This window comes from Luteibacter sp. SVR4-7G, from assembly GCF_056755555.1.
In genome coordinates this window covers 15,945-27,172 of sequence record NZ_JBPGXO010000052.1, presented here as the reverse complement: position 1 = coordinate 27,172, position 11,228 = coordinate 15,945, and the positions used below count along the sequence as shown (strand labels likewise).

At 67.2% G+C, this 11,228-nt stretch carries 1 protein-coding gene; it reads right to left on the bottom strand.

Annotation, left to right across the window (positions count from 1 at the left end; all coding sequences use genetic code 11):
• Positions 1-11,224 (bottom strand): two-partner secretion domain-containing protein (locus ACR9ZH_RS16360; protein WP_481291821.1); only part of this gene is annotated, 11,224 nt, incomplete at its 3' end.
• Between the last annotated feature and the right edge of the window lie 4 nt (positions 11,225-11,228).

Here is an 11,228-nt window from a genome sequence, read left to right as displayed (position 1 = left end):
GCTCCTGTTCCTCAGCCACCTTCTTGGCGTCATAGCTGTTCTTCAGAGCTCCATCCGCCGGAGTCGGATCCCTATCCAGTCCGCTTAGATCCTTGCCCGGATCGTTGCGAATAATGATCGTGCCCTCTGCGATGCCGGATTTCGTGTCACTGCTGCTATTGCCGCTCTTCGGTGTAGCCAGCGAAATGGCCGCACCGATGGCTCCAGCGACATTGCTGGACATCGCACTTCCGCCGCTAAAGCTCACTTGGCTCGCGTTGTACTTCGATTCGTTGTGCAAATCCTCCCAGACAAGGTCGCCAGTGCTCAGTACGTTCCTGGAAGCGTCTGCCGAGCTTGCGATCTGACCACCCACCAGATGGGTTGTGCCGCCCACGTCAATCTGGAAGCCACCGTCGCCGGCCTTGATGCCACTGACCTCGTTGACACTGGTGTAATGGCTGTCCACCTTGCTCGCGGCGTAGTACGCACTACCACTCACCATGCCACTCTGAGTGATGCCGACCATGATCTTTCCGCCTGCCTGCATCGTCTTGCTGGCGTAGTCGTCGGTGTCCTGTTCGCTACGGATGGTCAGGTTGTTGCCGATGTCGGCCACGACCTGGTTACCCTTCAGCTGGGCGCCTTCAATGGTGGTGTCGTTGCCGCTGACGATGGTCAGCTTGTCGGAGGCGTCGATCACCGTCTCCGCATGAGTGCTGCCGTTGCCGTGCGCCTTCCCGCTGCCCACGCTGGCTGAGGCGTAGATACCGAAGCCGTCGGAGCCGAAGCTGACACCTATGCTTCCTGCAGCGTTCTTTGAATCGTTCTTGAGGCTATGGTCCTCGGATTGGCTCAGCAGGTTGATGTCGTTCGTGGCGGCGAGGGCCACATTCTTACCGGTAACCCCCCCGCCGATGATGGTCAGATCGCCACCCGTGGCACCGATGGTGACGTTGCCGCCGCTGGTGATGTGACCGCCATACGACGTACTGTCATGGGTGGTGGTCTTGCTGCTCGCACTGCTCCCACCGATGCCCACCCGAATGTTGATACCCGCGGCTCCCGCAGCACTCTGTGCATCGGTGACACTGCTGAAGTCGCCCGTCGCCTTGATAGCGTCCTGCGCCTCGTAAGCAGCCCTGGCGGCATACAGGGCCTTGAGACGATCGTCATCGCTGCTGCCGGCGCGCTGTGCCGAATCGCGGGCACTCATGGCCAGGTCGTAGGCTGCACCTCCAAGGCCACCCGTGATCCCACCCTCGCTATGCTTCTGCGACTGCACCGTATCCAGCGTATCCAGACCCGCATCGATCGTGACGTTCTTGCCGACGATCGTCGTTCCCGTCTTGCTGATGACATCCGTACCGGTCAGGTGCAGGTCCCCACCCGCCGTCAACGTCACCTGTCCATCGGTTGAACCGATCACACTTCCCGTGTGTGTGACCTGATGCGAGCTGTCCGACCGGCTGTCCTTCGCCTGACCGTAGAGCTCGTTCATGCCGCTCTGCGAATAGCCGGTCTTCGTCACGGTCTTGCTGTGGCTGTCGTCGTAGATATCGACGGCCGTGGTCAGCTGGAGATTGTTGCCTGCGACGACGACGACGTCGTGCGTGCCCGCGATCTTGGCGCCTTCGCCGAGCACGTCGTGACCTGCGGCAACCGAGATCGAATCCCCGCTCAGGAGCGTTCCGTTGGCGACGTGCTGTGCCGTATCGTCATTCGTGACGGTCTTCTTGCCCGCCTGCACGACGCCGCCGCCCCGGTTGAGGGTGAAGCCGGACTTCTTGACCGTCTTGTCGTGGGTTTCGTTATAGGTATCGGTGGTCGCCAGCAGGTTGACGTCGTGACCCGCGGCAAGGGCGATGCCGCCTGTCGCCTGCACGGTTGCGCCCATGGCAGTCAGGTCGTTCCCGGCCACCATGTGGACGTTGTCGCCACTGAGGGACGTGCCGATGGCCAGCGTCTCGTCGCTGGTATCGTGGGTGGTCGTCGTCTTGCTGCTGAAGAGGCCACTCTTCTTTTTCTTCGTGTCGGTGACGACCGTATGCGTCTCGTCTTCGGCCCCCAGCACAAGGTCGTGGCCAGCCGCCAGCGTGATATCGCCGGTCTTGGTCGCGACCGTCGTCGCGTCCAGTGTGACGTCATGACCGGCGGCGATCTGCACACCGGTCCCCGCATCCACCGTTACACCGCGGACGGTCTCGTCCGTGGTGGTCTGGGTGATGTGCGTCTTGCCTTCCTTCCAGCTTGCCGTGGTCGTACTGCTGTCGGTGACCGTCGTCAGGGACAGGTCGTTGCCGGCCTGAAGCGCCGCCGTGCCGCCCGCCTTGATCTGCGTGCCCTCGAGCAACGCGTTGTTCCCCGCCGCTACCGCCAGGTTGCCGCCAGCGTCGAGGTTCGTGACATCGTGCGTGACCTTGGTCGAGCTGCCGTTGGTGGTCGAAGTCAGGGAGAGGTCGTGCCCGGCGAGCAGCGCCATGTCGCCGCCGGCCTTGAGGTTCCCCGCCTGCACGGCGAGGTCATGACCGGCCTGGAGCGAAAGCGAACCTCCGGCATCGATCGAGCTGGCTTGCGTTTGCGTAGTCCAATGCGTGCCGCTCTGAACGGCACCCAGGGTCAGGTCGTTGCCGGCCTGCAGTGCGGCGTTGCCGCCAGCCTTGAGGGCCGAAACCGAAAGGCTGAGATCGTTCCCCGCAACCAGCGACAGATCCTTGCCGGCACTGAGCGAAATCCCCTCTGCCTGGGTCCCGGTAAGCGTATTGCTCCACGCATACGGATGCGTCGTCGTAACGCTCGATTCCAGCGAAAGGTTGTTACCCGCTGCCAGCGCAAGGCTGCCACCCGCCGACACGCCCTGCCCGCGCAACGTCAGGTCGTGCCCTGCCGTAAGCAGTGCGTCGCCGCCGGCCGTGACCTTGGTGTGGTCGAGCGAGAGGTTGTTACCGGCGCTGACCTGCAGGCCCTGGGTCGCCGTGATGCTCGCCCCATCCATACCGCGGCCGACAAGGCCGCCGACGTTCTCGGAGCGGATGTCGCCGCCAGCGATCAGGCTGACGCCCGCGCCGTCGATGCGGCCGTTGATGTTGGCGATGTTGCCCGTGGCGCTGATGGCGGTGAGACCGCCGCTGGAAATACGGCCGCTGTTGAGCAGGTCCTGCGCCGTGAGCAAGGTGCTGTTCTCGCCGCGGATCAGGCCGTCGTTGGACAGCTTGCCCGACGCATCGATGCTGACGTCCTTGCCTGCGATCACCGCGCCCTGCGTGGTGAGCCCGAGGTTGCCGCTGGCCAGGTAGACCACCGGCACCAGCACCTCATGCCCGTCCACGTTCTGCTGCACCATCCAGACGATGTCCTGGGTGAGTGCACTGACCTGCTCGGCCGTGAGGGCCACGCCCACGCTCAGGTTCATCGCCTGTGCCACGTGCGTGGCGTTGCTCATCAGTGCCTGGTACTCCTCCAGGCCGCTGGAATAGTCGGCGAGATAGGTCCGGCCCGTGAGCTGCGTCACCTGCTGGGTTACCAGCTGCTGCTCGTAGAAGCCGTCGCCCAGCCGCATCATCGTGCGCGCCGGGTCGAGGCCGAGCTGGTCGAGCAGGTAATCGCTGCTGATGAACTGGCTGTAGTCGACGAAGCGCGAGTTGGTCTCGATGAGGTAGTTGCCACTCGGCGGATGGCCGAGCAGGGCCGTCAGGTACGCGTTCCCCATCAGGCCGACGTTGCGCGCGGGGGCGCCGTTCGCCAGCGCCGAGAGCGAATCCGCGCCCGCCCCATCGACGGCGGTACGCACTGCGCCTGAAGCCGCGGCCAGCTGACCGCCTGCGGACGGCCCGTCCACGGCCACACTCTCGCCGCCGCTGCCGCCGCGAACGCTATAGATGCCGCCCATCGGAAGCGTCACGCCCGCGAGCGGCTGGCCTGCACCACCGAGCACCTGCGGCGCGTGACCGGTCGCCGGGTCGACTTGGGCTCCCACCGGAAGGCCTGTCGCGCCCTGAGCGCTGCCCTTGTTTACCGAAGCAAGGCCGATGGCCTGCGCGTTCGGGTCCAGGCGCGTATTGCCGACGGAGCGGCCATCCGGAGTGACACCACCGTTAGAGACGTTCAAACCGCCGATGGCGACGCCACCCGCACCTGTCATCACGGCGCCGAGTGCGGTGTAGTTGTCGTGCAGGTAAGTCGATGGATCGGTGTTGGGGCGGTAGGAATAGGAGCTGCCCTCGCCACCGCCCTGATCGCACAGGTCGAAGTCGGTGCCGCAGCCGATATGGTGAGTCACCGCCACCTGCTGGATGGTGCGGCCTGCGGCGAGGGACTGGTTGGCAACGTTCTCGTTGCCGAACACCATCCCGGTACCGCCACCCGCGCCCTGCTGGTTCACGGCAAGGAAGCCGTTGGCGGCGATGGTCGAGGTGTAGTTGGTGACCGAGCCGTAAAGCGAGATATTCCCGCCTGCCAGGATCTGCGATTGCGCGCTGGCCGCGTTGACCACGGTCTCCTGGATCGTGTGGTATTCGGTATAGGTCTCGTATTCCTGAACCTTGTTGATCGCGTACTTATAGTCCGACCGCGGCAGCGGCTGCGATGCGGCGGACTCTTCGGCGGTCAGCACGTGTTCGGTGGTGTCCAACACGCGGCGCACGTTGTTGATCTGATTCGCCGCCAGCAGGATGCTGCCCTGCGCCTGGATCGAGCCGGAGATATTGTCGATCTGGCCCGCCCGCGTGGCGAACAGCCCCTGCCCGTTACGCCCCGCGCCCGCCACGTTGACGTTGCCGAGGCTGAAGATCTGCGCGTCGCGGTTGAGCAGGTAATTGGTGTAGATGTCGACGTTGTTCGTGGCGGCGATGGTGCCGCTCTGGTAAGCCGCGTTGCCCGTGGCCTGACCGAAGTCGGCACCATTGATCACGGTACCGGCCTGGATCGTGACGTTGCCGCCCATGATGCTGCCGGTGTTGTTCACCACACCGGCATTCATGCCGACGGTGTTGCCCTGGATGCTGCCGGCGTTGGTGATCGTGCCGCTGGTGCTGAGTTGCGTGTTGGCGGAGTTGAGCAGCGCGCCCGTGTTGTTGGTGATGTTCGCGGCACTGATGGTCAGGCCGTTCACCGCTTGGATGCTGCCGTTGTTCACGAACTGGCCATCCACGGCGAGGCTGAAGCCGCCGTTGGCCTTGATGCTCGAGCCCGCGGCCTGGATGTAGTCGCCCACCAGGTGCATGCCCAGCGTGTTGTTGGCGACGATGCTTCCCTGGCCCACGAGGTTGCGGATATCGAGCACGACGTTGCCCACACCGGCCACGCCATCGATGCCCGCCTGCACGGTGCCGCCGCTGTTGTCCAGGCTGGACAGTGTGAGGTTGAGCTGGTGCCCCGCGGTGATCTTGCCGCCCGTGTTCACGGCCGACGCACCCGCATTGACGAAATTGAACGTATTGCCGGCGTAGACCGTGCCGCTGCTGTTATCCAGCTGGCCGGTGCCCAGGGTCATGTTACCCGCAGCCACCAGCGTGCCGCCCTGGGCGTTGGAAATCGACGTACCGGAAAGGCTGACATCGCCCTGTCCACCCAGCGTGCCGCCGCGGTTGTCGATACCACCGCCCGAGGTGATCTGGGTGAGTGCGGCGCTGGCATTGGCGATGCGGCCGCCGATGTTGGAGATCGACGCCGAACTGAGCGTCGTGGCACCGTTTGCCTCGATGCTTCCCCCATTGTTGTTGAGGCCGTTCGTGGCGCGCAGGTCGAGCGCGCCACGGCTTTGCAGGCGGCCGCCTGTGTTGTTGAGCGTATCCGTGGCCTGCACGTTGAGCTGGCCGCCGGCGATGACGCCCGCGTTGTTCAGACGTGCGGCGGTCAGCTTCGCGAGCGTGCCGGCCGCGATCGTGCCGCTGCCGTTGTCGAGGGTGCCGCCTATGCCGAGGGTCACCGCTCCCGGCGCGGACTGGATCGTGCCGCCTGCATTGGCGAGGCTCGCCGCGGAGAGGGCAAGGTCTCCGGCTGTCGCTTGCATGAGGCCGCCGGCGTTGTTGACGCCGTTGGTCACGGTCACGCCGAGGGTCGTACCGGAGATGGCGCCGTTCGCGGCGTTGCTCAGCGATGCGGCCGCGATCGTCGTGCCGCCATGCGCATTGATCAGCCCGCCGTCGTTGACGAGCGCGGCCGCGGCGATGATACGGGTGGCGCCATTGCCTGCCAGCGTGCCCTGGCTATTGTCGACGTCCTGGTCCGCCTTGACCTCGAGCAGCCCGGTGCCGGCGAGCTGGATGCTGCCACCCCTGTTGACCACCCGACCGCCGTGCACGTTGAGGTCGTTGCCGTTGGTTGCGATGGTGCCGCCGGTGTTGTCGATCGTTCCCGTCGACGCCAGCGCCAGCGCCGAGTTGCCGGTCTGGAGAAGCTTGCCGCGCGTGTTGTCGATGGACGCGGCGCCGAGCAGCAGCGCATTCGCCTGCATGCGAGCCTCGCGGCCGTCCACGCCGCGGTTCACCAGCGCGCCGGCGGCCTGGGCCGTAAGCGCGCCGCCGATGGCCAGATCGCCGGCGGTGTGGTCGATGCTCCCCGCACGCGCGACGAGGCTCGCATCGCCGCCGGCACGCTGCGTGCCGTACGACAGGTCGATCGCGTTCGCCTGCGCATCGAGCATACGACCGGCCAGCAGGCTGCCGTGGGCGGTGAGTACCGTATCGGCGGACACATGCAGGTTGCCGAGCGTATCCAGCGTGCCGTCGTCCTTCACCCCGGCGGCCAGCACCCCCGACGCATCCACGGTGCCGCCATGGACGCTGAGGTCGCCCGTCGACAAGGTGCGACCGTCGTTCCGCACGGCAAGGCCATCGAGCGCGATCGAGTTCGCCGACAGCGTCCCGCCCTGCGCAAGGGTGGCGCCGCTGGTCATCGTCACCGTCTGGGCCGTGATGTCGCCTTGCGTCTCGAGATCGCCATCAGCGTGCAGGTCCAGGCCCGTGGCGGCGAGCTGCCCGCTCTGCCGGAGCGCTCCGGACGATGTGGCATCCAGGCCGCCCGCGGAAGCCACCGTTCCTCCGAGCGTGAGGTCGCCCGCGCGAGCCTGGAGGTGCACGTCGCCATGCTGCGTACCGAGCGTGCCGGTGTTGGAGACGCTTCCGCCTTTCAGCGTCAGCGACTTCGCGGCGACGAGCTTGCCGGCGTTGCCCACCGCACCGGCGACATCGATGGCCAGGTCGTCCGCGCCGGAGAATTCCGCGGACGCGGCCTGCGTGAAGGAGCCCGCGCTGACCATGGCCTTTCCGCCCGCATAGGCGGTACCCCGGTTGTCCAGCAGACCCGCAGCGTGCAGGTCGAGTCCGCCGTCCGTCGAGATGGCACCGCTGTTGCCGATGGTTCCCGCCGTGACCGACAGCGCGTCCGATGCCAGGAGCTGGCCTGCGTTGTCGAACGCGCCTGCGGCCTCGACTCCGAGCATGCCGCCGGCCTGGGTGCTGCCTGACAGACTGATGTCGCCCTGCGCCGAGAGCGACAGGTCCCTGGCGGTTGCCACGGTACCCTTGCTGTCGATGCTGCCCGCGGCAATGGAAAGATCACCGTTGCTCTGCAGTTTCCCGTTTGCGTCCTGGGTCAGCGCGCCGCCGGTATGAACGGAGAGGTCTTGCTCGGCAGCGATGCTGCCGCGATTGTCCAGGGCGCCGGCCGCATGGAGATCGAGCGTACCCGTCGTGTATACGCTGCCTGCGTTGTGCAGGTCGTGCCCGCTGTCGATCGCCAGCGCGCCGTTCACCGAGGTATCGCCGCCCAGCGTCATGTCGCCTGCCGAGACAAGCGTCGCGCCGTTCGCACTCATCGATCCGGTCTGGGCCAGGGCACCGGCCGACGCGGCATCGAGCCGGCCGGCCGACACCGTCGTTCCCGCCAGCGAAAGATCGCCCTGTGTGGTGACGATGGAGACGTCGCCGGCCGTGCTGCCCAATTGCCCCGTGCTGTGCAGGCTGCCCGAGCGTACCGTGAGCCCGTCGCCACCGACGATGCTGCCGTCGCTGTCGAGCGCTCCGGACACCCCGAGCGCCACATGCTTGCCCGCGTCGACCTGGCCATCGACCGTCTGCGCGAAGCTGGCCGCGTCAAGCGTCAGCATGTTGGCGGCATGGAGGACGCCCGCACTGGCCACGCCTTGTGACACCGTCAGCGCCAGGTCGCGCCCCGCACTGATCGCGGAGTCCTTGGCGCCGCTGAAGTTCGCCGCGCCGACGATCGCATCGCGCGCTGCAACGACGGTCGCGGCTTGCGACAAGGTACCGTCGACATTCGCCCGGACGTCGCGCGCCGCCTGCAGCTGGCCGCCCAGTGAGGCCGTGCCCGCCGCGATGACGAGATCGTTACCCGCATCCAGCGTGCCGTGTGTCACCAGGTTCCCGGCATTCACCGCAAGATCGCCACCCGCGTGGGTCGTGCCGGACTGGTCGATGCTGGCCCCGTGCGCCGAAAGGTTACCGTCGGCGAACGTGTCGCCACCGAGCGCGATGCCCTGCGCTGCTTCGAGGACCGCATCGCCCGTCGCATGGACGGAACCCGCGAGTGTCATCGAGCGATCCGCTGCCAGATCGAGCCGCACGCCGGTGAGCGTGCCGTCGATCAGGAGATTGCCACCGGCGTGGGCATTGAACGCCGTGGCGGCCGAGGCGACACCGCCCAGATGCATGTCGCCGCGCGTGGTCAACGCGGCCGAACCGAGCGTACTGCCCAGCGAGCCTGTGCTATCGATACTCCCGGCGTCGACGCTGAGCGCCTGGCCGCCGACGACGTTTCCTGCATTGACCAGCACACCGCGCAGGTGCAGCGTGGCGGTGTCCGCCGCGCTGGCCGAACCGCCCGCGCCGACCGACAGCGAACCGGCGTCCACGAGCAAGGCGTGACCTGCATAGAGCTGCCCCGCACCATCGATATCGCCATCGACGGCAAGTGTCAGGTCATGCCCGGCGGACAGCGCGCCCGCATTGGCCAGTGCGCCTGCCGACACGGTTGCATCGCGTCCGGAGACCACCGTGGCGGCGTTGTCGAGCGTGCCTGCGGCACGCAGGCCGACGTCGCGGCCGCCCTGCACGTTACCTGCAAGGCGAATGGCCTGCGCATCCACGGACAAGTCGCGTCCGGCATCGATCTGCTTCGCGCTGTCGACCGAGCCGCCACGCACAGCGAGGTCCGTGCCGGCGTGCAGGGTGCCGGCGTTGCTCACCTTGCCGTCCGCCGTCACGGCGAGCCCGCCGTCGGCGTAGAGCGAGCCCGCGTTCGCCAGATCCTGCGCAGCGTGGACCTGCGCGTCGCCGCGCGCATAGGTCTCGCCGCTGTTGTCGATGGCGCCGGCATCGACGGCGAGGTTGCCTGTCGTCAGCTGGCCCTGCTGCCGGAAGGCTCCCGGCGTACGGAGGTCAAGCGTGCCGCCCACCACGGTGTTGCCCGCAAGCGTGACGCCGCCGGCGGCGACAACGGAAGCATCGCCCTGTTGCGTGCCGAACTCGCCGTGGCTAACGATGCCAGCCGCATTGACCGTCAGGCCGTGGCCGCCCACGAGGCTGCCGTCATTGTCGAGCGCCCCCGCGACGTTCACGTTCGCGCCGCGCACGCCGTAAAGCTGCCCCGCGGCCCCCTGCGTAAGCGACGCCGCGTTCACCGCGACGCCACCCGCGGCGTACAGCGTGCCCTGGTTGGACAGCTCGCCCGCAACGTTCGCGGCCAGGTCGCCGCCCGACGACACGATGGCCGTGGACCGGTTGGCCAGGCCTGCCGATTGCAGGTCGATACGACCGCCCGACACGATGGTCGCCGCGTTATCGAGCTGCGCGGCCGCTCGCACGGCGACGTCGCCACCACCCTGCACGGCACCCGCCAGCACGACGTTGCCGCGGCTGGACAGGGACAGGGCCCCACCGGCATCGACGATGCCGCTGCTGTTCATCGCGGCGGCGTCGAGCGCGAGGGCGCCTCCCGCATGCAACGTGCTGGCGGCCGTACCCAGCAGAAGGCCGTTCGTAACGACATTGCCGCCGCCGAGGCCGTAGATCGTGCCGTCGTTGCGGAGGCTTCCCGTGCGCAGGTCGAACGCATGGTCGGTATAGATCAGGCCGGTATTGCGCAAAGCCTGCGCCGCACGCAAGGCGAGATCTCCGCCGGCGCTGAGGCGACCGGACGCGTCGACGTCGCCGCTCGCGTCCACCGCCAGCGAGCCGCCCGCGATGACGCGGCCCGAGACGCCGAGGGCGCCGCGGGCGGCCAGCGACACATTGCCGTTCTGTGTTCCGAAGGTGCCGTCGACGGTCACCGGACCGCCGGCATCGAGCGTGGCGTTCCTGAGGGCAACGGTGGTGCCGCCGAGGCGCACCTCGCCCGCGCTGCTGAGCGTGAGGTCGCCAGCCTGCGCGGCGATGGCGCCGCTGCTCACCACGCCCACACCCGCCTCGGTACCCACGAGGCGGATCTTTTCCGCATACATGCCGCCGAGTGCGGCGACGTCGATCGCCACGGCCGGACGGTTCGCGTCGGCGCCCAGGGTGCGAACGCCCGCGTCGGCGTAGTTCACGTCGTTGCTTCCGGCGACGACGTTCAGGTCTTTCGCCCAGAGCTGGCCGTTTACCTGCACCGCGCGCGCAATGAGGTCGGTGCGGTCGGCGGTGGAACCGTCGAGCCCGCCGCTGCCGATGGCAATGCCGCCTCCGGTCACATGGAAGGCATCGAGGCTGCCGCTGCCGCCGAACACCGGCGTGCCGGTGGTGAGCGTGAAGCGCTGGCTGTTGATCACGCCACAGCCGTCGCAGGTGATCCCGTAGGGGTTGGCGATCACGACGGGCGCGGCCTTGCCGCCCACTTCGATATAGCCGCGCAGGCTGCTGGGCAGTCCGGACGTCACCTCGTTGAGGATCAGCGACGCTGGTCCGCCCTTGAGGTTGTCGTTGCCGGCGATATAGCCGCCGAGCTGCGTCTGGACGATGCTCGCGCTGTTGTTGAGGATCACGCCGCGCTGGTCGACGTCGAAGCGCTGATACTTGTTGTGCGATACGCCATTCGCGTTGGGAGCCACGATGTCCACCACCGGCACGCCGTTCGCGGCGGAGTCCATCTTTGGACGATGCGCTCCCGCAGCCGCGTCGGGCACCTGCTGTGCCCAGGACACCACCGGAATTCCCAGCGTCGCCAATGCGATCGCGAGCGCGAGAGCGTGCACCGCCGAGATCGCCACATCGCCCCTCGGGCGTCCCATCACTGCCTTGTTCGTCGTCATGACC